The organism is Bacillus sp. LNXM65, from assembly GCF_002998575.1.
GTDB lineage: Bacteria > Bacillota > Bacilli > Bacillales > Bacillaceae > Bacillus.
On record NZ_PVRB01000004.1, the window covers coordinates 151,961 to 174,743 of the forward strand.

Sequence of the window (22,783 nt, forward strand, 5' to 3'; positions counted from 1 at the left end):
GCTCACCCTTTTTATTTTCTCGCTCTCGCAAATATTTTAATCGGTGTTCCTTCAAAACCAAACGCATCTCGAATGCGGTTTTCTAGGAAACGTTCATAAGAAAAGTGCATAAGCTCTGGATCATTTACAAACACCACAAAGGACGGAGGCTTAATAGCCACCTGTGTCGCATAGTAAATTTTCAGACGCTGTCCATTATGAGTCGGTGTTGGATTCATTGCCACTGCATCCATGATGATATCGTTCAAAATATTCGTTTGAACGCGCATCGCATGATTTTCACTAGCTGTAATAATGGATGGCATTAACGTATGAATTCTCTTTTTCGTGAGAGCAGACATAAACAAGACAGGTGCATAATCCAGGAATTGAAAATGCTCGCGAATGTTTTGCTCAAATTCCTTCATTGTACGCTCATCTTTTTCAACAGCGTCCCATTTGTTCACAACGATCACAACAGCTTTACCAGCTTCGTGTGCATAGCCTGCAATACGTTTATCCTGCTCAATAATGCCTTCTTCACCGTCTAGAACAACAGCGACAACATCAGAACGATCAATGGCTTTTAATGCACGAAGCACACTGTATTTCTCTGTTGTTTCATATACTTTTCCTTTTTTCCTCATACCTGCTGTATCGACAATGACAAAGTCACGCTGATTGTACGTAAACATCGTATCCACAGCATCTCTTGTTGTACCAGCGATGTTGCTCACAATGACCCGGTCTTCTCCAAGCATTGCATTCACTAAAGAAGATTTCCCTACATTCGGGCGGCCGATTAAGCAGAACTGAACAACTTCTTCCGCATACTGTGTATCCGGTAAATTTTTGAAGTGTTCTGCGACAGCATCAAGCAGATCACCTAGACCTAATCCGTGCGTTCCAGAAATCGGATACGGTTCGCCAAACCCTAGTGCATAAAAGTCATACACGTCACTTCTCATTTCAGGGTTGTCCAGTTTATTGACAGCAAGTACAACTGGCTTTTTCGTGCGATATAAAATTTTTGCGACTTCTTCGTCCGCAGATGTGACACCATCTCGGCCATTCACCATAAAGATAATGACATCCGCTTCATCCATTGCGATTTCTGCCTGATGGCGAATTTGCGCTAAAAATGGCTCATCTCCAATATCAATTCCACCAGTATCTATTAAGTTAAAGTCATAATTTAACCATTCAGCAGAGCTATAGATTCGATCTCTTGTTACACCAGGTGTGTCTTCTACAATCGATATTCTTTCGCCTGCGATTCGATTAAAAATTGTAGATTTTCCAACGTTGGGCCTTCCAACAATGGCTACGACAGGTTTACCCATAGTACCCTTCCTTTCAATCCAGCCGCGATTCAATATGTTCATCATCATGTTTCAACCGGGATTTAAAATTTTCATTCAGTTTTATGAAATAAACCCTTCAAACATGAAGGGTTCAACTTATATATTATATCAATTTTTAATCAGACCACAATGAATAACTTAAAAATGTTTGACAATCAAGTAAAGATCTTCTCCAATTCCGTGTGCAATTCCATCTAAAATGGCCTCTAAATTCATGGCGTACATGTCGAGTTCTTCTTTATTTTCACAGAAAAAAACGGCTGTTCCGCCCATGACCCGCTTTTTATTTGTTGTAGCCACAGCGAGTATAAATTGTTCAATGGTGTTCGCCATGCTCTATTACCTCACTTTCTTTTTTATGAACTCTGTCGGCATTCTGATGGCATTTTCTAAAATAGGCACTTCTTCCAATACACGGACAGCCAAATCTTCACGATACCATTGCGGTAAAATGAACACGCCAAGTGTGCCGTTATTTAGATCACGTTTTGCGAGCGGACAGAGCGATGGTTCACCAGAGTCGCGATACACACCAAGTACGTTGGATAAATCAAATAAAATGGCTTGCCGCTGCCCAAGATTGGCAATCGTTGTGGCTGAGTTGAAATTTTTCGGCGTCAAAATAAAGCCCATCCCATGCTCTAAAATGAGCTTTTGCTTTTCGGGCAGTCCGATATTCATGATGTAAATATCATTCACATAAAGCCCTGCCCCATCAAAGCGAAGCTCTCCTTTTTGTATATTGACAATATCCTTTAATTGGCTGCCAGACATTAATAGCTTTGCCAAGAAAAAACAAAGAATACCGACCACTGTCCCTATAACGAGCGAGAAGAAAATACAGGCTGTGGTCGTAATCAGTGCCGTGAGAATCGCAATATAATTCCGGCTTTCAAAGGCAATGGCAATGCCTTCTATATATGTACTGCCTCTTGAGACTAGCTCATATGAATCCATTTGAGTTAACGTATTTCTTTCCATATTGCGGACGTCTCGGAATTGTGTGGCCGCCAGCGTGAGAAAGGTAATCGCCGTAAATTCCTCCTGAATGAGTGCAGGCATAATGATCGCACCAAGTCCTGAAGCGATAAAACCAAGCGCAATATGAATCACTTGTCCATGAATATACGTGGGGTATTGCCGGTAATCTGTTCTTAACATATAAAGTCTGGCCGCCATCCCAAAGATGACACCAATAATCACAGGAAACGTATAATCCGTCATGTTGATTTTGCAGCCCCTTTTACTGGTTTTCTTGATGAACGGGCGTTCAAGAGCTTTTCAAGCTGATCGACACCTAATAGGAAGATGGACCCTTGAACAACAAGGGACAGAAAAGAGAGATCTCCTATGACAATCGGTGATGTCAGGCGGTGAATCGTCAGCGCATAAAGGGCTTCGCCAAGACATACAGACATCATCCATAGGGTGACTCGTTCTGTGAAATGATGTCCATATGTCAAAGACATCAAGATCAGCAAGGCAAATACGACCCAATCCACTTTTATTAGCGTGAACCAAACCGGGTCATATAATGCAAAAATCATAAAAAAGGCATATGCGCTCACCATAGAGCCTAATTGCATGATTCTCATCATTTGATGGCCAGACCGGAATATAACGAAACCTGCACATGCATATAAAAAGGTCATCAAGTACCCCGCATTGAGGCTCATATCAAACATGGATACCATGAAATGACTACATATAATATGGACGAGGACACAAACGCCTAGCATACTGCGCCATGAGCTTTTTTCCATAATAAATGTCACCATAATCCAAACGAACCATATGGACCAATAATAGTACAAAGCCTCCAACGTCTCATCACCTCAATTACATTATGGGAAAATCCCCAATTTTTAAACGTAAGGGATCGCTTTGGACATTGTATGAAATAAACAAGAGGTGACACTCTAATAATTGAGGAGGGATGCATGATGGGAAAAGATAGACAGGAAAAACGATTAAAGGCATCAAAAAGAGTGGAATCTGACCGTGATCAATCCATTCATCATAAAGGGGCAACAGCATTAGAAGGTCCAGATAGCGCACGAAGAAGAAATCAATAAAAAAAGGCATGTGATGACCACATGCCTTAGATGTTTAAGGGCTAAACTTGATTTTAGTCCTTTTTCTTCTTTGATCTTAAACTATAGTACGTTGTGTCGATGCCTCTTTCTTTGAGCCAATGACTTGTTTCCCCGGAAATGACAACCTGGGTTTTTCTCAGTTCTTCAATGGTCTTCACGCCAAGCACTGTCATCATCATCTTCACATCTTCTTGAAGATCTATGATATCAGCGATGAGGCCGCTCTCCCCTCCGCCAGTCAGTGATTTTAAGAAAAAGCCAGCTAGACCAGCAGCGGATGCGCCAAGAGCAATTGATTTTGTTACATCAAGGGCGTCTTGTATACCTCCGGAGGCTAAAACCGTTTGATCTGGAAAACTTGTATGTACTTCAGCAAGACTCGCTGCTGTTGGAATCCCCCACTGGTCAAAATAATGAAGCGCTTTTTGGCGGCGAAGATTTTCGATCTTTGAAAAGTTCGTACCACCAAATCCTCCTACATCAACGGCCGCAACTCCAGCATGAAATAACTTTTTTGCCGTTTCCTTGCTCATGCCAAATCCGACTTCTTTTACGACAACAGGCACACCAACTGATTCAGCGATGGCTGCGATGCGCTCAAGCGCCCCCCTGAAATCACGGTCTCCTTCAGGCATGACGATCTCTTGGATCACATTTAAATGAATCTGGAGCAAATTGGCCTCCAGCATCTCGACTGCTTCCTCCGCTTGCTTAATCGATGCTTCACTGCCTAAGTTCGCAAACACAATTCCATCAGGATTGACTTTTCGAACAACTTCATACGTACGTCTTTCTTCTTTATCTTTCAGTGCAGCCATTTGTGATCCAACTGCCACCGGAATATTCGTTTCCTTCGCTGCGATCGATAAAGAGCGGTTGATCTCATAGGTCGACTTTCCGCCCCCGCCAGTCATTGCATTGATAAAAATTGGCGAACCGAAAGTCAGTCCGCCAATTGTCGTATGTGTATCAATTTGTGATGTCGCAAGATCTGGTAGACCGACGTGAACGAAGGAAACATCTTTTAAACCTGTTGCTGCATGCTGTCCAGTGGACAAGGCATGTTCAATATGCTGCTTCTTTCTTTCTGCTCTCGTCAATTTTGATCACCAAATTATTTTAATTTATTAAGCTTATCGCCGATCAGGTCACCAAGCTGGAATCCGCTCGTGTTTTCTTCTTTCGCCTGATATTGACGATAATTCTCTTCGATTTGTTTTTCAGGATTTTCTTCTAAATCACGGATGCTTAATGAAATGCGCTCTTCATCTTCATTCACATCAAGCACTTTCACTTTCACAGTCTGCCCTTCTTCAAGGACTTCTTGCGGTGTACCGATATGTTTATGAGAGATTTGGGAAATATGCACAAGTCCTTCGACGCCTGGCAGAATTTCAACAAATGCACCAAAGCTCACAAGACGTTGAACAGTTCCTTCAAGCACATCACCTTGTTTTACCTTTTCACCAATCTGGCTCCAAGGTCCTGGTAATGTTTCTTTAATAGATAGTGAGATACGTTCGTTATCACGATCAACAGCAAGTACTTTGACCTGGACTTCCTGGCCTTCTTCCACTACGTCAGATGGCTTTTCAACATGCGCATGGGATAGTTGAGAAATGTGAACCAATCCATCAATGCCGCCAATGTCTACAAATGCACCAAAATCAGTAAGGCGCTGCACTTTACCATCAATCACACTGCCTACTTCAAGCTTTTGCAGGAAGTCTTGCTTTTTGTCTAATTGCTCTTGCTCCACTACTGCACGGTGCGAGAGAATCACACGATTTTTTTCGCGGTCAAGTTCGACCACGACAAGTGAGAGTGTTTTACCTTTGTAGTCTGAGAAGTCCTCTACATAGTGCGCTTCTACAAGAGATGCAGGAATAAATCCACGCACACCAATATCTACGACAAGACCACCTTTTACAACGTCTTTTACTTCAGCTTCAAATACTTCTTTTGTCTCAAACTTTTTCTCTAGGTCTTCCCAAGCGCGGTCTGCATCAACAGCACGTTTCGATAAAATCAAAGCATCGTCTTCGACTTTTGTTACTTTAAGCTCTAACTCGTCGCCATCTTTCACGACATCTGATGCTTTTTCAACGTGAAGACTTGATAATTCACTGATTGGGATGATCCCAGGCTGTTTCACATTGACGATATCTACATTGACATGCTTGTCCTCAACTTTAGAAACAATCCCTTTCACTACATCTCCAACCTCTGGTACCTGAACATCGATTTGATTCATTTCCTCTGTCATTTCGATAACCTCCTTGGTCCAAACCTACACAGCTTAGTTAAAACGACTGGGCGAATATGTGTCTTAAGCATGATGATTACCAGCCGAATATGTATTAAAGAAACATTCAAATCAATATAATTGCTTGAATGATCAATAAAAATAGTATTAGTATAAACTTCTAATAAAAGACCTTGTTTGTCAAGAGATAAACCTCTAACTTATTAAAGTTTTCTAAAATTTCTTACTGTTTCTCCACGCGGTCTGCTGCATCTAAAATTTTACCTGCTACCTCTTGAATGGAAAGAGAAGTTGTGTCAATTTCAATGGCGTCATCCGCTTTCTTAAGTGGCGAAACTTCGCGCTCAGAATCAAGTTTGTCACGTCTTGCAATCTCTTCGATCAGCTGATCGTAATTGACATCGTAGCCTTTTTTCTGATTCTCTTCAAAACGGCGTTTTGCTCTTTCTTCTACTGATGCAAGCAAGAAAATTTTCACTTCGGCATCTGGAAGAACGTGCGTACCTATGTCTCTTCCGTCCATAACGACACCGCCTTTTTGACCAAGCTCTTGCTGCCTGCGGACCATTTCTTCCCGAACAGCTCTGTGCTTTGCGACAACCGATACTTGGTTGCTCACGCGGTCTGTGCGAATATCCTCTGTGACATCGGTATTGTCTAGATGAACTTTTTGACCCTCGTCCGTTGAGACCAGATCAATCACAGTTTTTTTTAGTAATGCATCAAGTGCTGTTTCGTCCTCAAGGTCTACACCATGATTAAGTGCCGCAAGTGTAATCGCGCGGTACATGGCACCTGTATCGATATAGATATATGATTTTTTTGCTGCGACAATTTTTGCCACAGTGCTTTTTCCTGCTGCAGCAGGACCGTCAATTGCGATAGATAATTTCTTTTTCATAATACCTCTCCTTGATTGAATCTCCCTTATGAATTGTAACACGATCACCGCTCAAACGGGGGAATTTTCTATCAATCCTTCTGCTTAAACGTTTCGATCCAATCTTCAATGCTCATGTTATTTACACCCTCGTATTGCACGACTTTTGACAAAAAGAGTTCTCCTTTTGTCAAATGAAGTGTGATCTGAACGGCTAATAATAAGACAAGCTGAATGAGCACCGCTTTCAATAACCATCTTTCCATTGTCTTCATACAAAAAGCCTCCACGCTAGATTCTTTCACCTCTAGTATGGAAGCTTTTAACATCCTTTATTCTTATGCTTTTTTTACCCGTGTTAAAAGCTGCTGCTGGAAGCAGTACTTCATAATGTGCTGCTGGTGGTCATTTGTAATCTCAGAAAACTCCATGATCGCTCTTGTTTTGCCAGTCTGCTCATCTTGATATACTCGATTCATCTCTGCAACCGCTTTAATTTTCACAGGCTCTTTCAGCGGAAGTTCAAACTCTGTGACCACTTCTCCGTATTCTTTCAATGAGACACCTTCAGGAACAGCAATTGCTAAGCCGCCAGCACTCATATTGACAATAAACGTGTCAAAGGCTTCTTCATCCGTTTGCGTGATCGCCGCTTTGACCATTGTATCGACTCTCAGGTATTCTCTGCGCTGAAGCCGAATCATTTCTTCTTTTGGCGGAATGGAAATGACAATCATCGGAATATCTTCTTTCCTCTTTCCGATGACTTCGCTTGTACATTTGTATGGAATTTGATTTTCATCGAAAAAGAAAACGGTGATTTCTGTTTGCTGGTTTAAATAGATCGTGCGGCCCGTTTCTTTATCAGCTGGATAATTAATGCAAATATCATCGTTATTATTTTCCAAAACTTTCGATTTTGCAATTTTCACTTCTTTGTTCTCATTGACGTATTCAATTGTGATTGCATCCCCTATTTGTAACATTCCTCATCACTCTTTTCATCTGTGAAATCATATCCTCTCCTATATTAAACCATGTATAAAACAAAAGGAAAAGGCTTAGTCGCCTTTTCCTCGCTTCCTTTTCTATAGGTCTTTATATATAGGTTCTGCGTTTTTTAGTTTATCTACTCGTTCTTCTTTTCCAGTATCCGCATTAATGAACATTCGGTACGTATCGTTCTTAATAGTTCCGAGGAACTCATAGCACAAAACTTCCTCTGACATATCATTTTGAACAATCGCTACATGAGAATCTTCGATTTTTACATGCTGATTCAATGTTTTCTTCGCTTCTTTTTGTGAGATTTTAGGTGCTTTTATGTCTCTTGTTTTATGATTCGTTAAATAGTCTTTCGCTGAAAATCCAACCACCTCACCATCATCTAATGCGACCTTCATGCGTATACTATCTGGATAAAGCAGTACATTTTTTTGAAGAGGTACATAGGTAAATACACCGATATTATCAAATTGCGCGCTTTCATCTAAATGGAACGACTCTGCATCAAATCCTTGCTTCTTTAAGAAGCTGAGTGCTTTTTCTGATGCATCATTTAAACTGATTTTCTGTTTTTTTACGTCTCGATTTTGAAGAAGGTAGACTGGGTGCCCTCCTTTTTCAGTCAAGTCTAAATAGAAATTCGCTTTACTATCAGGATCTGACATCGATAAGCTGTACACATCTCGATTGGTTTTGCTTCCGCTTTTTCTGACCTTAAAATGTTGATTATGATCAGGTGCGAATTGCTGGGCAATGCGTATCGCTTCTTTCTTTGAGATCTTTTTCCCTTTTAAATGATTGTAGCCATGTGTTTCTGATTCTGTCGACACATTTGTCGGACCGAGATTGACATCCGCAAATGCATCTGCATTTCTCTCGACTGTTTTCAACCCGTCAATGATGGTGTTATCATTCTTTCGGTCGCCATCAGCAAGCGCCATTTCAACATCCATCCATTTTAAATTTTTATTGAGGACAAGGTGCTGTACTTGTCTCAGTTCGTTTTGGATATCAGCCGCTTGATGATATAAAGACGTAATGGTTTTGTGCGTATTTTTGTTTAATGGTTCATCTGATAAGGATTTGACTGATGATTTGTAGCTAAAGTCTCCGACATTCGCCAAAAATTCTTCTGTTTTGTTAAAAGGCATTAATGTGAGCGGAAGCTGACTCACATTGTTATGTGCTTCTGATGACATTCTCCATACATCTGCAAGTGCTGGTGAAATCGACGTTTGGCTGTTCATCGCAAGCGTTGCCCCAAGTTTGTCGTGCAGCTGATCCACTTGGTACGTTAAATCGTGGAAAGCCCTTTGATAGTTGTTCTCTGCGTGCAGCAGCACTGCGTCTTTTTCTTGATGCTCTTTATAGCCCCAATAACCTGTTGAGATGACAGCAATTCCTAAAATGGCAATCAATATTCCTCTGATCATTTATTTACACCTCTTTTTATTCGCAGAAAATATGTTTCCCGATTCGTTTAATTTGTGGTCTTCCCCAAATCCATGGACTGGTTGCTGTATCAGGATTAAAGTAATAGACGGCGCTCTCAGACGGGTCCCAGCCGTTAATGGCATCAAACACAGCCTTTTTAGCAGTGTCATTTGGCGACATATAAAATTGACCATCCGCCACAGCTGTAAATGCAAGCGGTTCAAAAATAACACCTGCGATCGTATTTGGAAAAGTCGGGTTGTTCAATCGATTTAAGATAACGGCAGCGATCGCCACCTGACCTTCATACGGCTCGCCTCTTGCTTCGCTATAAACAGCTTGTGATAAGAGCTGAATATCATTACTAGAAAAACCACCTGGCATGTTGGCTGCCGTTTGTTTCGGTGTTTGGTTTGCTTGCTGATTGCCTGACTGATTCCCAGTCTTTCCAGATGTCCCGCTTCCTCCGCTTTGACTTTTTTGATTCTCTTTTGCCCCTTGAGCTGTCTTTTTTTGTGAGCTTCTTTTCGCAGAAGCTTTTGTTTGCTGATCAAGAGGTTTCCCGCCATAATGGGTAAACTCATTCCCCTTTTGCAGCTGCTGCTGAACAAAGTCTTTATAGTATTTTGTCTTTTGAACTAATAGGCTTTTTGTTTGTTTACCTACAAGTCCATCGACCTTCTTTACACCATATTGGCTTTGAAAGTTGCGAACGGCCCAGTACGTCCCCCAGCCATATACACCATCAATTTTGCCATTGTAAAAGCCATTATATTGGAGCCGTGCTTGCAGCTCGACTACATCTTCTCCTGTTGCACCTCGCTGGATGACTTGACTGGTGAAGGCTTCACTTTTTTCAGCTGACATCAGTGAAGCTGCGAGTAGAACAATTGAGAAGATAAGGACGATTTGTTTCATGAAACGAGCTTTGTCCATATTTGATCCTCCTGTACTTTTGATGTTTGAATATATATTTCTTCCGATCCCTATTTTTATACATTCATCACAGGAGTGAATTGGATGAAAAGACAAAAAAAACGCCCTATCAACTGATAGGACGTTTTCCACATTAAATTTGCACCATTTTCACTGAACGGGCCTTTTTTGCTTTCCGCAGGCCAAACCACCATAAAAAAATCATGAATGGCAGCATAATATATCCCCAATTTCTCATACCAAGAAGAATAAAATCATATAAGCCGTGAAAAAGTACTGGCAGCGTTAAAGATAGGATCAACCATTTCACTTGCTCTTTTTTTGCAGAGAAACGGGCTTTCCCAATATAAAACCCCATCACAACACCGAATAAAGCATGACTTGAGACGGGTAATAAAGCACGGGTAAACGCATATTCAACCCCATGTCCGACCAAGTAAAGAATATTTTCTAATGTTGCAAAACCAAGTGAGACACTTGTTCCATACACAATCCCATCATAGTGTTCGTCAAACTGGGCATGCGCATAGACGCTGACCATTAAAATAAACCATTTTAATGATTCCTCTAAAAAGCCCGCCGTCACAAATGAAATCAAGATAGGGTTCGTTGCGATATTTTCCTCTTGAAGGACATATTGAATAAACATGGTTGGAAACACAAGTATGACACCTAGCATAAAAGATCTGATGACCATGTGAACCGGCTCATTGTCGTACTGATCTTTCAAATAAAAATAACTTAAAAGTGCGATGCCGGGAGCTAAACCTGCTGAGATGATTGCGATCATAACCAGACCTCTTTCCCTACATTATCCTTCATTATCGTACCATGATTTACCCTTTTTTTATATGACTCGAGCCCATTTTTATGAAAATATTCTTCTATATAATCCCATTTTATATCAAAAAGAACCGAATCCCTTGTAAGGATCCAGTTCTTTTTTTATCCGTTCATTCTTTTGTTGATTTCTTCTGCAATAAGCCCCCCATGAAACCTTCCATTTTCAATGAAAATTTCATTGGCATTATTTCCAGCTGCAATGACTCCTGCAATGAAAATACCTTCTACGTTTGTCTCCATCGTCTGTTCATCAAATGCTGGACGGCCTGATTCTTGATCAATTGTCACACCCATTTTTTCTAAGAAAGAATGATCTGGATGATAGCCTGTCATGGCAAAAACATAATCACTTTTCACTCGCTCCGTTTGATCTTGCTGGTTTGTAAAAATCACCTCTTCTTCTGTGATTTCCTTCACCTGCGCTCCAAACTCCATTCGGATGGTTCCATTCCGCACAAGCGCTTCAAACTCTGGTAAAATCCAAGGTTTGATGCTAGACGAATATTCAGTTCCTCGATACAGCACAGTGACTCTGCTTCCGCATTTCACAAGTTCTAGCGCTGCATCGACACTTGAGTTTTTCCCGCCGATCACCGTCACATCTTTATCAAAGTAAGGGTGTCCTTCTTTAAAATAATGATACACATGAGGAAGGTCTTCTCCTTTGACGTTCATATAGTTTGGATGATCATAGTAACCAGTAGCAATCACGACGTAATCACATGAATAGTCGTCTTTTGATGTGCTCACGGTAAAACAGCCATCTTTTTTCGTCACAGCGGTTACTTTTTCAAAGGCATGCACACGCAGGCTTTTTCGTCTGACTACTTCTCGGTAATAAGAAAGCGCCTGGATACGAACGGGCTTGCGATTTTCAGTAATAAAAGCGACATCACCAATCTCAAGCTTTTCACTTGTACTGAAAAAGGTTTGATGTGTTGGGTAATGATAAATACTGTTGACGACATTCCCCTTTTCAATGACAAGTGCATCAATTCCGATTTGCTTGAACGCGATGGCAGCTGATAGCCCGCATGGGCCGCCTCCTATTATGATCGCTTTTTCTTGTTTCATTTGTTCCACTCCTGTCGTTTCAATACAATAACAACTGCTAGCTGTTTGATGATTTGTTCCATTCCATAAAAAAATCTCCTATTTAAGGATAGGAGATTTTAAGGCGCGATGCAAATAAGCCGCTTAAATCCAGCCTCTGAATCGAGAAGCTTCAGCCATTTTACGTACGCCGACCATATATGCAGCAAGACGCATATCGATGCGGCGGTTTTGCGCCATTTCATAAATATTATTAAATGATTTCACCATCATATCTTCTAAACGAGTTTCGACTTCCTCTTCAGTCCAGTAGAACCCTTGGTTATTCTGCACCCATTCAAAGTAAGAAACCGTTACACCACCCGCACTCGCAAGTACGTCTGGGACAAGCAGTACTCCACGATCTGAAAGAATTTTTGTTCCTTCAAGTGTCGTTGGACCATTTGCTGCTTCTACGACAATTTTGGCTTTAATGTTTGCCGCGTTATCTTCAGTGATTTGGTTCTCAATGGCTGCAGGTACTAAGATATCACAATCAAGCTCAAGCAGCTCTTGGTTTGTAATGGTATCGTTAAATAATTTAGTCACGGTTCCAAAGCTGTCACGCCGGTCTAGCAAGTAGTCAATATCAAGACCATCTTCATCGTATAATCCGCCATAAGCATCTGAAATCCCTACGATTTTTGCTCCGGCATCATACATGAATTTAGCCAAGTAGCTTCCTGCATTTCCGAATCCCTGTACGACAACACGAGCCCCGTTGATGTCAATTCCTTTTTTCTTCGCCGCTTCTTTGATGCAGATCGTCACACCTTTTGCTGTTGCAGTATCACGTCCGTGTGACCCTCCAAGAACAATTGGTTTTCCTGTAATAAATCCTGGCGAGTTAAATTCATCAATTCTAGAATATTCGTCCATCATCCAAGCCATAATTTGAGAGTTTGTAAACACATCTGGTGCTGGTACATCTTTTGTTGGACCAACGATTTGACTGATTGCGCGAACATAGCCGCGGCTTAGTTTTTCAAGCTCTCTAAATGACATTTCTCTTGGATCACAGATAATACCGCCTTTTCCTCCGCCATAAGGAAGATCCACAATACCACATTTTAAACTCATCCAAATTGAAAGCGCTTTTACTTCTTTTTCAGTAACGTTTGGGTGGAAACGAATGCCGCCTTTTGTCGGTCCGACAGCATCATTGTGCTGTGCGCGGTAACCAGTGAAAATTTTCACTGATCCATCATCCATCCGTACTGGAATTTTGACCGTTAATAGACGAATTGGCTCCTTCAGCAATTCATACACTTCTTGCGGATACCCTAATTTGTCTAGCGCTTTATGTATGACGGTTTGAGTTGACTTTAAAACATCTAGCTTATCTTCTGCGTTATGAGCGGCGTTTTGATCGGCTGCCATTAAAATAAACCCCCTAGAAATCTTTCATGATCTACTGCTCCCTTTCAAGCAATAGTATACACCTTCGTACTGGTAAAGCAAAGGTAAAAAACGTTTTTTATCAAAATAAAATATCAGTGTTTATAAATATAAAAAAGGATATAAAAAATACTGTTGTTTCATCACAACAGTATTAAATATAATAGAAAAAAGTGATTAAAAATACATTTGAATCGTTTTCACTGCATCATCTTGCATGATCACTTTTCCATATTCTTTTAGCCGATGAATCGTTAATGTCGTAGGAGAACCAAACTCCGCTAAAATGGAAATGACTGTATCAGCAGACAGTTCTTCAAAATCATCTAGGCTGAGAAAATATTGACCTTCATAATGGTAAACTGTACCCCCTAAAAGTCCAATACGACTTAAACTATGGGACAGTTGAATCACATCTTCAAACGAGGCAAATTGATAGAGCACATGATTACTCTCGTCGAGCTTGACTTGCATCTCAATGTAATCTTCATCAAACTCATCATCATCAGCATCTTCCTGCTGACTCTTTGTGACAATGACGACCATCCCCTGCGCCTGAAGAGAAAATACTTCAACAGCAATCGGTCCACTCGCTTCAAAACCGAGCTCCTGATTCGCCTCGTTCATCATGTCTTTAAACAGCTGATGGACTTTGAACGAATCTTTCCAAAGGTCTTCTTTCGTAAGACCCCGGTCTGTCAGGTCATCTAGTGTGAGAAAAATTTTGATTTTATTATAATTCAGACGCTCCAGTCGCATAACGTTCCCTCCTGCCTCTTCTAAACACACATCATACTGTAGTATATGAGATGATGAGTCATAGGTTCTTAATTTTGTATTCAGTTTACACTGTGTCAAGACGGAAGACAAGCATGAAGCTATGCTTACGGTGACTTTTATGGAAAATATTGAGGGTGCAGCCAGTCATCGCGTTTTTACAGGCATTAAATAGATCAGATGGGTTTCTGGTTCTGCCCCGAGACGCATTGGAATCTTTGTTGTTCCATAGCCATTACTAATGAGAAAAAACGCGCCTTTGACCTGACCTGTTCTTCCTTTTTCATACGGACCAAATTTCCCGATTCGGATCTGACCTCCATGCGTATGACCGCTCAGAACAAGGTCGATTCCCTCTTCATCACTCATCAAATGATGTACATCTGGGTTGTGTGATAAGAGAATATTCACCTCATCTTTCACAAACTCAGGTCGTATCGCTTCATAATCCGCCTTTTCAAGCCGAATATCATCGATACCTCCAACTTTGATTGGCTGGCCTTCGAAATCCCACACAGCCGTTTCATTTTGCAGAGTCGTGACATCATATGCATGAAGTATCTCTTTAAACTTTTGCTGGTGCAGCTCATGATCATTATTTCCCCAAACAAAATAAACGGGCGCAATTCTTGATAAACGTTTCACATTTTCTTCAATCCTGGCGTAGGGTACACCTTTTTCTGCTAAGTCCCCGCCTACCATAATGACATCTGGTTCTTCTTGTGTGACTTCTGCTAATAATGAGTCACTAATAAGACGCCGGTGTGTATCAGAAATAAAGAAAATCACTGCTGGTCGATCTGATTGAAGTGCCTCTATTGTAAAGTAATGCTTTTTGATGTTGTTTTGTTTTGCCGTTTTCACCATTTTTGCCGTTACACACACACCTGTTGTAACAGCCGCAATGGCGGCAGTAAATCCGATGGCATATTTCATCATAAATGGCTCCCTTGCATTTGTTTCGTTCATAAGACGCTTGAATGAAAAAAGACGTTTCAACTATTAAAACGTCTTTTTACACATTTATTTACTTTCATAATAGAGATTAATGTCATATTGCTTCTGCATATAGTGAAAAACCGCTTCACGCTCTTTCCACTGGTCTGATTGCGGCCATAAGTCTGTGCTTTTTTGTATAATCTCACATCTAAGCCGATGATATTCATCCTCAGCCTTTTCCTCTTTTTTCTTATAGTAATAAGATGCGTAAAAAGCAAACACCTCAGCCATTATCCAAAATAGAAAGATCTCATGACCAAGCAGTGTTGCAATCATCGCTTCCGGCTGAAGAGAGCCTCCCTTATTTGCCGTTATTACAAAATAAAACAAAAGAATCGCCAGCGACAATAGGGCTGTCCATTGCCATCTTTTGCACTGCTTAGCAAAGCCCTCATATTTGTGCTTTCTTTTGATCAACGTTTCCATCATTTTCTGTGTCGGCTGATCCATATAGCGGCTGATTACGTGCAATGTCATCACATACACCCTGTCCCTTTTTTCTACATATGTATGTGCTTTTTCATTCGATCATGTCAGGTAATTAGTTTTCCAATGGAATGTTGAGTACTTGACCACTGTATACACTGCTCCCATTTAAATGATTATAGGCTTTAATTTTCTCTTCACCCGATCGGTTTTTGTAATATTTCATCGAGATTCGATACAGGTTTTCCTCTGGGCCCACAGTGTGCTGTACGACACGAACCGGCTTTTTTTCCTGCTTCTTTTTCTCTTCGGCTTCTTTTCGTTTTTTCTCTTCTTGTTGTTTTTGCAGTGCGAGCTGCTGCTGTTCACGCTTTTTCGCAGCTGCGGCTTTTTCACGCTCTTCTTTCTCTTTAGCAGCTTTTTCTTTTTTCTTCTGCTCTGCTTTTTCTTTTGATCGCTGCTTTTCTTTTTCTTCATCTTTCTTTTTCTTCTCTTCATCAGACGCATCCGCTTTATCATCGCTAGCGTCATTTTTTGTTTCGACAAGTGCTGACGGAACTGGGTCTGTGTCAGCACTTGAGGTTTTATCGATGTATACACCTTGATTGTTATTATCGTTGATTTCCTTTGATGTGTAATAGATCAATAGAAAGAAAACAGTGATGACGATGATAGGAAAGATAATAGCCAATGTCGTAAACAAAGGATTGCGCACTTTTTTCGTGCGCTGCTTCTTATATTCATGAAAGTCTTCTCGTGTAGGAAAGTGAGAGTCATCAGAAGGATGTACTTTTTCTTCAAGAATTTCCTCTACATCGTCGTCATGGTTGTTTGTCAGCTGCTCCTTCTTTCTCTGCATTCTCGACATTTCTTCCATGTTCATCCCTCCCCTTATATTTCAAACGAATTTGACAAGCAAAGACTAAGTCAATGACAAAATGAGTCATGACAGGAACAAATAAATTCCCCGTCCACTCGTATAAAAGTCCTAAAAAAATACTAATGGAAACCACGAGGATAAACAAGAGTATTTTTGATAAATAGCGAAAGTGAAGAAGCGCAAACACGATGCTGGCAATCTCCAGCCCAAATTGCTGTTGAACGATTCCGCGAAATAGTATTTCCTCTGAAAAGGCGATAAGTAGTGCTAACCAAACAATATGCGGGATGCTTCGGTTTTTGAACATCTTTTCATTTAAACCGCCATCATCATACATATGAGCGGGAAACACCTTCATGACAATCGCATCCACAATGATGACGAGCAAAGCACCGCCAATTCCATATGTCAGAATGCGCATATCATGAATCTGCCAAAGTGCTGTAAAATCCGTCCATTGATCGAACATAAATATGCCTAGTAAAAAAGAAACGATAAGCATGAGGAGCTGCGTGAAATACAGCTGTTCTACGACTTGTCGATCGGTTAATTTTTCAATGATTCGACGATGTTGTTCAATCAATGCTGCGCCTCTTTTGTCAGATGAAACATACGATCCAGCACGGTCTTCCAGTGTTTCATTTCATTCAGCTCCAATGATTGATCTTTTTTTTCATAATCAGACAGGTCAAGTCCGCAAGAAGAGCAGCAATGATCAGAGGACGCGTGCTCTGTTTGATTAAGCTGTTCGTGAAAGTATGATAACAGAGATTGTCTAAAGCAGTCATGACCCATGATCCGCTCTTTAAATTGCCACACTTTTCTCAGCTTTTCTGTTTGTCTGTCCTGCAATTTTTCTTTTAGATTCATGAGGATTGCCGGGCGCTGTTCGGACTCATGCATCATGTAATAATGCGTCAGCATTCTTGCACGGGTCTCCTGAAGCCCTGTTTCCATTAATCGTTCACGTAATTTTTTTTCATCATTTGTCTGCATTTGTGTGAGCTGTGCTAAGTAGAAATCAATTTCTGAATCGTCAAATCCTTCTGCTTGGATCAAGTGTTGCTGAATATCTGCATCCTCTTCTGTATATAAAAGAATGCTCACACTGTTTTTCCCGTCCCTTCCCGCTCTTCCAATCTCTTGCATAAATGCTTCAATCGATTGCGGCGGGCTCATATGAATGACAAATCGGATATCCGCTTTATCAATTCCCATGCCAAAAGCACTCGTGCAGCAAATGAGATCAAGCTGACCGCTGATAAATTGCTGCTGAATGAGCATACGGTCTCCTGCATCCATTCCGCCATGATAAAACTCAACACGCTGATTGGTTTTTTGTTTCATCCAGAGTGCAAGCTCTTCTGTCATTTGCCGGGTCGGGCAATAAATAAGACCTGGTCCTTGCAGGAAGTCCGCAAGCTCAATGGCCCGTTTCTCTTTTGCTTCTTTCGATTCGTGCGCTTCTTTGACGAAGGCAATGTTCGGGCGGTTGACGGAATGAATATGAAAGTCAGGATGCTGTAATCTTAGCGTTTGCACTGTATCTTTTAGCGTTTGTTTCGTTGCTGTAGCTGTAAGAGCTAAAGCAACAGGATGACCTAACGCTTCTCTCCATTCTCCCAGCTTTGAATATTCAGGACGGAAATCATGCCCCCATTCTGATATACAATGCGCTTCATCGACGACAAACAGACCAATATGCATCGACTTGAGCTGTTCTAGCAGCACTTCTGACATTAATGCCTCAGGTGCGACGAATAAAAATTTATATGATGGCAAATGCCGAATGATATGTCGTCTCTCCTGAAAAGACAATGTGCTGTTAAGCGCCGCCACTCGTTTTTCTCCGCGCATTTTCATTCGTTCGACTTGATCCTCCATAAGCGATAAAAGAGGCGAAATAATCAGAACTAATCCTTCTGTCATATAACCAGGAATTTGATAGCAAAGTGACTTCCCTCCGCCAGTAGGCAGCATGGCAACCGTATCTTTTTGATGCAGTACACTTTGAATAATGTCCTCTTGACCCACTTTAAATGTGTCGTGACCAAAGTATCGCATGAGCGTCTGATGAAGCTTATCCATTTGCTTTCACCATCCTTGTCAGTGCCAATCGTATTTGAAAATAAGTAAATGGATGCTCGAGTTTTTCTTTAATCAGCTTCATTTTATTTGTTTGAAGCTCCCTGGCTACAGTAAGGATCGCCCGCTGCTCTTCTATACTCACATACGGATCTATTGAAAAGCTTGGCTCATGTATCGACAGCTCCACGATATGATCTTCGATCGTTGCCTTTTTTAGTGAACGAATGTGAGCAATCTGTTCAATATCAAATCCTTTTTGGACAAGCTCAAGTGTTTTATGGGTAGAAGTTGTTAACACGCGTTTGAATTCAAGGTCACCTACGAGCTGCTGCAAAATCGGTGCCTCACCTTTTTGGGCAGATTGAATAAAATAATGGAGTACATTCCAAAAAAGCAGGTACACATACCACACATCTTCTTTCATCCACTCCGCCATTTGCTGATACGTACGCCCGATTCGTTCATTTGAGGTCAATGAATAAACAAAAATCAGTGCCTCTTGATCGCTTAAACAAACAAGGAGCTTTTCTAGTTCATGATGCAGATCTTCTGAAAGCTTGCTTTTCTGCTGATGCTGTTTCAAGAAAGATTTCGTCCAGCTTTGAACCGAGACATCTCTTTGTATTGGAACATATTGATGCGATCCAGCCATATAGTGAGAAAGCACTTGTACAAGTAAAGAGAGCCTCATCCATAGCATCTTTGCTTTATCGTGATATTTGGCACCATGAAAATAAGCGGGCATCGGTTTTTCAGAAAAATGCTGGTTTAGCATTCGCTGCCCTGCTTCAGTGATGCTGAATGTCTCATCGTTTTTTCTAATGTAGTGCTTCTCTTCAAGCTTTAAAGCAGAACGATTCAGCTGATCCCTCGTAAACCCCGGGTAACAGCCGAAGTACCTGGAAAGCTCAAACAAGCTGGCATCCTGTATGGTTTGTGATGATTTTTTTCCTTTAAAAAGATGGTAGACAGCACTAATGGAGCGTTCGCCGTTCAATTTATATACGCTGTCCATTAACATGACATCCAAATAATGAAGAGTCATTCATCAAAGCACCTGTCTTCCTGACAAAATTCGAATATTTTCTCCCTTTATTTTAACAGATTTCATACAAGAAGAAATGTTTAAACTCAATTTATGGGGGAAAGTTATGAACAAACCCTTATGTGATAAGCATTCTCAATCACTTTACAGTTGAAATGTGAATTTAAAATCATTACAATAAGGTTTGAGGAAATTGTTTTTTATCGGTGAAACTAAAAAGGTTAAACCATGTGTTCCATCGAACTATCTGGGAGGTATTTTTTAACATGGCAAAATATACAATTGTAGACAAAGACACATGTATTGCTTGCGGCGCATGCGGTGCAGCTGCTCCAGACATTTATGATTATGATGATGAAGGCATTGCATTTGTTACGCTTGACGACAACCAAGGGACTGTAGAAGTTCCAGAAGTACTTGAAGAAGATATGCTTGATGCATTTGAAGGATGTCCAACTGACTCAATCAAAGTTGCGGACGAATCTTTCGAGGGTGACCCACTTAAGCATGAATAGTATAAAAGCCCCTTATGCAGGGGCTTTTTTTATATTAACTATTTTGAAGTCGGCGTTTATTTTCAAACCATGGACGCATTTTCACAAAAATGAAGCTAAACACGATGGTAATGATCATTCCTTTAATAAAGTTAAAAGGTAAGATCCCTGCTGTAATGGTCGTCTTGAGCGCATGATCAGATAGTTCAGGTGCGTTTAAAAACCATGTGTAAGCTGGCAGGAATAAGAAGTAATTTAAAATGCTCATCATCACAGTCATCAGTAATGTACCGATGATCATTGACCATGCCATCCCTTTTGCTGATTTAATTTTTTTGAACATAAAGGCGACTGGTAAGATGAATAATGTGCCTGCAATGAAGTTCGCGACTTGCCCAACTGGAACACCAGACATACTGCCTTGAATGAGATAATGCAGAACATTTTTTAATGCCTCAACGGCAATTCCTGCACCCGGCCCATAAATTAAAATCGCAATAATCGCTGGTATATCACTGAAATCAATTTTCAAATACGCTGGAAGCCCTGGGAAAGGGAAATCCAATAAAATTAACACGAACGAAATACTGCTGAGCATACTGGTGACGACTAAACGTTTTACTTTACTTTGATTCAATATTCTCTCTCCTTTTCGATCAAATCTTTCGAAAAGAGGATTGTTCAATTTCAGCCGCAAAAAAACCGCTCATGAAAACAGGAGCGGGGAATTTGGGCTAGACAAATAAACGTGTGAAAAACCATGTTTTCAACGTTTACGAACCTCCATCTTCTCCCATCCAGACTATACTGTCGGCTTCGGAATCACACCGAATCCTGCCAAAAAAGGCTCGCGGGCTTAGAGACTATGCTCATCACCGCCGGTAGGGAATTGCACCCTGCCCCGAAGATTGATCATTATTCAATTCGACATCATTATATATGATATATGAGCATTTGTACAGATAAAAATCCTGAGCAATTTCATCAGTTTTAAGAAATCGTAAAAAACTTAAAAATTATAATGACAAATGCGCAAAAATTGGTTATCTTTTGTTTAAAGGTGTCCATTCTTTATAAAGATACCAATAAATGTTCGTGTTTTCTTTTTCGCTTTACTGCTTTAATTTGATTGACACAGTGAAAAGGAATATGGTAAATTATCAGATATTTATGACGTTTATTTTAGGAGGAAATCTTACGATGTTTCGAGTATTAGTCTCAGATAAAATGAGCAATGATGGTCTTTTACCACTTTTAGAATCAGATTTTGTTGAAATTGTCCAAAAAAATGTAACAGAAGCAGAAGATGAATTACACACATTTGATGCCTTACTTGTCAGAAGTGCTACGAAAGTGACCAAAGAGCTTTATGAAAAAATGTCTTCATTAAAAATTGTCGGCCGTGCCGGTGTGGGAGTAGACAATATTGATATTGATGAAGCGACCAAGCATGGCGTCATTGTCATCAATGCACCAAACGGTAATACGATCTCCACAGCTGAGCATACATTTGCCATGATCTCTTCGCTCATGCGTCATATTCCACAAGCCAATATTTCTGTGAAATCAAAAGAATGGAACAGAGGCGCATATGTTGGTGCTGAGCTTTATGGAAAATCTCTTGGGATTGTTGGACTTGGCAGAATCGGAAGCGAAATCGCCCAGCGTGCAAGAGCATTTGGCATGACGGTAAACGTATTTGATCCATTTCTCACAAAAGAACGGGCAGAAAAAATTGGTGTCAATGCCAAGTCACTTGATGAAGTACTCGAAGTATCAGATATTATCACTGTACATACCCCATTAACAAAAGAAACAAGAGGGCTTCTCAATAAAGAAACAATTGCAAAAACAAAAAAAGGCGTTCGCCTAGTGAACTGTGCGCGCGGCGGTATTATTGACGAGCGTGACCTTCTTGAAGCGCTTGAAAGCGGCCATGTTGCAGGAGCTGCACTCGATGTATTTGAGGTAGAACCTCCTACTGATAATCCGCTTGTAGACCATCCGCTCGTCATTGCGACTCCGCATCTTGGCGCATCGACAAAGGAAGCACAATTAAATGTAGCGGCGCAAGTTTCTGAAGAAGTACTTCAATTTGCAAAAGGACTCCCTGTCATGTCATCTATTAATCTACCAGCGATGACAAAAGACGAGTTCAAAAAGATTCAGCCTTATCATCAGTTTGCAGGAAAGCTCGGACGTCTTGTCTCTCAATCAATGAGAGAGCCTGTAAAAGAAGTAAGCATCTCTTACGAAGGCTCTATTTCAAAACTCGAAACCTCCTTTATTACAAAAAGTCTCCTGTCAGGCTTTTTAAAAGAACGCGTCGATTCGACTGTAAATGAAGTAAATGCTGGGATGGTGGCAAAAGAACGCGGCATTAGCTTTAGTGAAAAAATTTCTTCCAGCGAATCTGGTTACGAAAACAGTATTTCTATTGAAGTCAAAGGTGACCTTTCAACCTTTACTCTAAAAGCAACCTACATCCCGCATTTAGGAGAACGCGTTGTTTCCATTAATGGATTTAATATTGATTTTTATCCAGATGGGCACCTTGTCTACATCCAGCATACAGATGCCCCTGGTGTGATTGGAAAGGTTGGACAAATATTAGGCGACCATGATGTCAACATTGCGACAATGCAAGTAGGACGTAAAGAAAAAGGCGGCGAAGCCATCATGATGCTTTCTTTCGACAAACATCTTGAGGACGAAATTGTCAAAGAATTAACCGAAGTGCAAGATATACTTTCTGTCCGTCTGATCGACCTATAAAAAATA

25 protein-coding genes and 1 riboswitch are annotated in these 22,783 nt (G+C 40.7%); of the genes, 3 read left to right on the forward strand and 22 right to left on the reverse strand.

The annotated features are described in order from the left end of the window. Nucleotides 1–11 precede the first annotated feature (11 nt). From der to C6Y03_RS09250, 4 genes are all read right to left on the reverse strand, one after another. Nucleotides 12–1,322, reverse strand: a complete 1,311-nt coding sequence (gene der, locus C6Y03_RS09235; RefSeq protein ID WP_034661082.1) for a ribosome biogenesis GTPase Der — start codon at nt 1,320–1,322, stop codon at nt 12–14. A gap of 159 nt (nt 1,323–1,481) precedes the next feature. Beyond that, nucleotides 1,482–1,676 carry a capping complex subunit for YIEGIA gene (locus tag C6Y03_RS09240; protein WP_106039211.1) on the reverse strand — a complete coding sequence of 65 codons (195 nt, stop codon included), beginning with the start codon at nt 1,674–1,676 and terminating at the stop codon, nt 1,482–1,484. Nucleotides 1,677–1,682: 6 nt separating this feature from the next. Further along, on the reverse strand, nt 1,683–2,567 hold the full coding sequence (locus C6Y03_RS09245) for a YIEGIA family protein (protein WP_034661083.1): 885 nt from the start codon (nt 2,565–2,567) through the stop codon (nt 1,683–1,685). Continuing rightward, nucleotides 2,564–3,166, reverse strand: a complete 603-nt coding sequence (locus C6Y03_RS09250) for a YphA family membrane protein (RefSeq protein WP_223251089.1) — start codon at nt 3,164–3,166, stop codon at nt 2,564–2,566. The genes C6Y03_RS09245 and C6Y03_RS09250 overlap by 4 nt, the downstream gene beginning before the upstream one ends. A 120-nt stretch (nt 3,167–3,286) precedes the next feature. On the opposite strand from C6Y03_RS09250, the gene C6Y03_RS09255 reads away from it, so the two are divergent. Further along, complete coding sequence (locus tag C6Y03_RS09255) at nt 3,287–3,418, forward strand: YpzI family protein (protein WP_066030721.1); 132 nt, start codon at nt 3,287–3,289, stop codon at nt 3,416–3,418. 53 nt (nt 3,419–3,471) lie between these two features. Here the strand turns inward: C6Y03_RS09255 and fni are convergent, their stop codons facing one another. The 17 genes from fni to C6Y03_RS09340 form a co-directional block, all read right to left on the reverse strand. After that, nucleotides 3,472–4,539 (reverse strand): type 2 isopentenyl-diphosphate Delta-isomerase, encoded by a 1,068-nt coding sequence (gene fni, locus C6Y03_RS09260; RefSeq protein ID WP_060596749.1) that lies wholly within the window; start codon nt 4,537–4,539, stop codon nt 3,472–3,474. A gap of 14 nt (nt 4,540–4,553) precedes the next feature. After that, entirely contained in the window at nt 4,554–5,705 is a 1,152-nt protein-coding gene (rpsA, locus tag C6Y03_RS09265; protein ID WP_034661087.1) for a 30S ribosomal protein S1, read from the reverse strand. 223 nt (nt 5,706–5,928) lie between these two features. Beyond that, a complete protein-coding gene (gene cmk / locus C6Y03_RS09270; RefSeq protein ID WP_034661088.1) occupies nt 5,929–6,606 on the reverse strand; it encodes a (d)CMP kinase in 678 nt (225 codons plus the stop codon). A 71-nt stretch (nt 6,607–6,677) separates the two neighbouring features. Then, entirely contained in the window at nt 6,678–6,860 is a 183-nt protein-coding gene (locus tag C6Y03_RS09275; protein ID WP_034661090.1) for a YpfB family protein, read from the reverse strand. 63 nt (nt 6,861–6,923) lie between these two features. Beyond that, complete coding sequence (locus C6Y03_RS09280; protein ID WP_060596750.1) at nt 6,924–7,571, reverse strand: flagellar brake protein; 648 nt, start codon at nt 7,569–7,571, stop codon at nt 6,924–6,926. A 102-nt stretch (nt 7,572–7,673) separates the two neighbouring features. Continuing rightward, nucleotides 7,674–9,023: a germination protein YpeB gene (gene ypeB, locus C6Y03_RS09285; RefSeq protein ID WP_106039213.1), complete on the reverse strand. Its 1,350-nt coding sequence runs from the start codon at nt 9,021–9,023 to the stop codon at nt 7,674–7,676. Between the two features lie 16 nt (nt 9,024–9,039). Beyond that, complete coding sequence (sleB, locus tag C6Y03_RS09290; RefSeq protein ID WP_060596751.1) at nt 9,040–9,960, reverse strand: spore cortex-lytic enzyme; 921 nt, start codon at nt 9,958–9,960, stop codon at nt 9,040–9,042. Nucleotides 9,961–10,093: 133 nt separating this feature from the next. Further along, nucleotides 10,094–10,750 carry a glutamic-type intramembrane protease PrsW gene (gene prsW, locus C6Y03_RS09295; protein ID WP_106039214.1) on the reverse strand — a complete coding sequence of 219 codons (657 nt, stop codon included), beginning with the start codon at nt 10,748–10,750 and terminating at the stop codon, nt 10,094–10,096. A gap of 155 nt (nt 10,751–10,905) precedes the next feature. Continuing rightward, the gene (locus tag C6Y03_RS09300; RefSeq protein WP_034661101.1) at nt 10,906–11,877 is read right to left on the reverse strand and encodes a YpdA family putative bacillithiol disulfide reductase; all 972 of its coding nucleotides are present in this window, start codon (nt 11,875–11,877) and stop codon (nt 10,906–10,908) included. A 123-nt stretch (nt 11,878–12,000) separates the two neighbouring features. After that, nucleotides 12,001–13,275 (reverse strand): Glu/Leu/Phe/Val family dehydrogenase, encoded by a 1,275-nt coding sequence (locus tag C6Y03_RS09305; RefSeq protein WP_007500982.1) that lies wholly within the window; start codon nt 13,273–13,275, stop codon nt 12,001–12,003. A 195-nt stretch (nt 13,276–13,470) separates the two neighbouring features. After that, the gene (locus C6Y03_RS09310) at nt 13,471–14,052 is read right to left on the reverse strand and encodes a genetic competence negative regulator (RefSeq protein ID WP_034661102.1); all 582 of its coding nucleotides are present in this window, start codon (nt 14,050–14,052) and stop codon (nt 13,471–13,473) included. 165 nt (nt 14,053–14,217) lie between these two features. Continuing rightward, on the reverse strand, nt 14,218–15,006 hold the full coding sequence (locus C6Y03_RS09315; protein WP_106039278.1) for a metallophosphoesterase: 789 nt from the start codon (nt 15,004–15,006) through the stop codon (nt 14,218–14,220). Between the two features lie 87 nt (nt 15,007–15,093). Then, nucleotides 15,094–15,546 carry a DUF2663 family protein gene (locus C6Y03_RS09320; RefSeq protein WP_060596753.1) on the reverse strand — a complete coding sequence of 151 codons (453 nt, stop codon included), beginning with the start codon at nt 15,544–15,546 and terminating at the stop codon, nt 15,094–15,096. A gap of 64 nt (nt 15,547–15,610) precedes the next feature. Then, nucleotides 15,611–16,372, reverse strand: a complete 762-nt coding sequence (locus C6Y03_RS09325; protein WP_106039215.1) for a LysM peptidoglycan-binding domain-containing protein — start codon at nt 16,370–16,372, stop codon at nt 15,611–15,613. Further along, nucleotides 16,317–16,958 carry a CPBP family intramembrane glutamic endopeptidase gene (locus tag C6Y03_RS09330; protein ID WP_106039216.1) on the reverse strand — a complete coding sequence of 214 codons (642 nt, stop codon included), beginning with the start codon at nt 16,956–16,958 and terminating at the stop codon, nt 16,317–16,319. Before C6Y03_RS09330 ends, C6Y03_RS09325 begins: the two co-directional genes overlap by 56 nt. After that, the gene (locus tag C6Y03_RS09335; protein WP_106039217.1) at nt 16,955–18,463 is read right to left on the reverse strand and encodes a RecQ family ATP-dependent DNA helicase; all 1,509 of its coding nucleotides are present in this window, start codon (nt 18,461–18,463) and stop codon (nt 16,955–16,957) included. The genes C6Y03_RS09330 and C6Y03_RS09335 overlap by 4 nt, the downstream gene beginning before the upstream one ends. Beyond that, entirely contained in the window at nt 18,456–19,508 is a 1,053-nt protein-coding gene (locus tag C6Y03_RS09340; RefSeq protein ID WP_060596756.1) for a YpbB family protein, read from the reverse strand. The genes C6Y03_RS09335 and C6Y03_RS09340 overlap by 8 nt, the downstream gene beginning before the upstream one ends. 266 nt (nt 19,509–19,774) lie before the next feature. Between C6Y03_RS09340 and C6Y03_RS09345 the strand changes: the two genes are divergently transcribed. Then, nucleotides 19,775–20,023 (forward strand): ferredoxin, encoded by a 249-nt coding sequence (locus C6Y03_RS09345; protein ID WP_003215700.1) that lies wholly within the window; start codon nt 19,775–19,777, stop codon nt 20,021–20,023. A gap of 34 nt (nt 20,024–20,057) precedes the next feature. Here the strand turns inward: C6Y03_RS09345 and fmnP are convergent, their stop codons facing one another. Beyond that, entirely contained in the window at nt 20,058–20,639 is a 582-nt protein-coding gene (gene fmnP / locus C6Y03_RS09350) for a riboflavin transporter FmnP (protein WP_034661112.1), read from the reverse strand. Nucleotides 20,640–20,783: 144 nt separating this feature from the next. Further along, nucleotides 20,784–20,915, reverse strand: a riboswitch (FMN riboswitch). Between the two features lie 287 nt (nt 20,916–21,202). Between fmnP and serA the strand changes: the two genes are divergently transcribed. After that, on the forward strand, nt 21,203–22,777 hold the full coding sequence (gene serA / locus C6Y03_RS09355; protein WP_106039218.1) for a phosphoglycerate dehydrogenase: 1,575 nt from the start codon (nt 21,203–21,205) through the stop codon (nt 22,775–22,777). Nucleotides 22,778–22,783: the final 6 nt, after the last annotated feature.

Bases quoted from the DNA above. Each gene is read 5' to 3' on its own strand.
- der (WP_034661082.1), bottom strand. From the start codon at position 1,322: ATGGGTAAACCTGTCGTAGCCATTGTTGGAAGGCCCAACGTTGGAAAA.
- C6Y03_RS09240 (WP_106039211.1), bottom strand. From the start codon at position 1,676: ATGGCGAACACCATTGAACAATTTATACTCGCTGTGGCTACAACAAAT.
- C6Y03_RS09245 (WP_034661083.1), bottom strand. From the start codon at position 2,567: ATGACGGATTATACGTTTCCTGTGATTATTGGTGTCATCTTTGGGATG.
- C6Y03_RS09255 (WP_066030721.1), top strand. From the start codon at position 3,287: ATGGGAAAAGATAGACAGGAAAAACGATTAAAGGCATCAAAAAGAGTG.
- rpsA (WP_034661087.1), bottom strand. From the start codon at position 5,705: ATGACAGAGGAAATGAATCAAATCGATGTTCAGGTACCAGAGGTTGGA.
- cmk (WP_034661088.1), bottom strand. From the start codon at position 6,606: ATGAAAAAGAAATTATCTATCGCAATTGACGGTCCTGCTGCAGCAGGA.
- C6Y03_RS09275 (WP_034661090.1), bottom strand. From the start codon at position 6,860: ATGAAGACAATGGAAAGATGGTTATTGAAAGCGGTGCTCATTCAGCTT.
- C6Y03_RS09280 (WP_060596750.1), bottom strand. From the start codon at position 7,571: ATGTTACAAATAGGGGATGCAATCACAATTGAATACGTCAATGAGAAC.
- ypeB (WP_106039213.1), bottom strand. From the start codon at position 9,023: ATGATCAGAGGAATATTGATTGCCATTTTAGGAATTGCTGTCATCTCA.
- sleB (WP_060596751.1), bottom strand. From the start codon at position 9,960: ATGGACAAAGCTCGTTTCATGAAACAAATCGTCCTTATCTTCTCAATT.
- prsW (WP_106039214.1), bottom strand. From the start codon at position 10,750: ATGATCGCAATCATCTCAGCAGGTTTAGCTCCCGGCATCGCACTTTTA.
- C6Y03_RS09300 (WP_034661101.1), bottom strand. From the start codon at position 11,877: ATGAAACAAGAAAAAGCGATCATAATAGGAGGCGGCCCATGCGGGCTA.
- C6Y03_RS09305 (WP_007500982.1), bottom strand. From the start codon at position 13,275: ATGGCAGCCGATCAAAACGCCGCTCATAACGCAGAAGATAAGCTAGAT.
- C6Y03_RS09310 (WP_034661102.1), bottom strand. From the start codon at position 14,052: ATGCGACTGGAGCGTCTGAATTATAATAAAATCAAAATTTTTCTCACA.
- C6Y03_RS09315 (WP_106039278.1), bottom strand. From the start codon at position 15,006: ATGAAATATGCCATCGGATTTACTGCCGCCATTGCGGCTGTTACAACA.
- C6Y03_RS09320 (WP_060596753.1), bottom strand. From the start codon at position 15,546: ATGACATTGCACGTAATCAGCCGCTATATGGATCAGCCGACACAGAAA.
- C6Y03_RS09325 (WP_106039215.1), bottom strand. From the start codon at position 16,372: ATGGAAGAAATGTCGAGAATGCAGAGAAAGAAGGAGCAGCTGACAAAC.
- C6Y03_RS09335 (WP_106039217.1), bottom strand. From the start codon at position 18,463: ATGGATAAGCTTCATCAGACGCTCATGCGATACTTTGGTCACGACACA.
- C6Y03_RS09340 (WP_060596756.1), bottom strand. From the start codon at position 19,508: ATGACTCTTCATTATTTGGATGTCATGTTAATGGACAGCGTATATAAA.
- C6Y03_RS09345 (WP_003215700.1), top strand. From the start codon at position 19,775: ATGGCAAAATATACAATTGTAGACAAAGACACATGTATTGCTTGCGGC.
- serA (WP_106039218.1), top strand. From the start codon at position 21,203: ATGTTTCGAGTATTAGTCTCAGATAAAATGAGCAATGATGGTCTTTTA.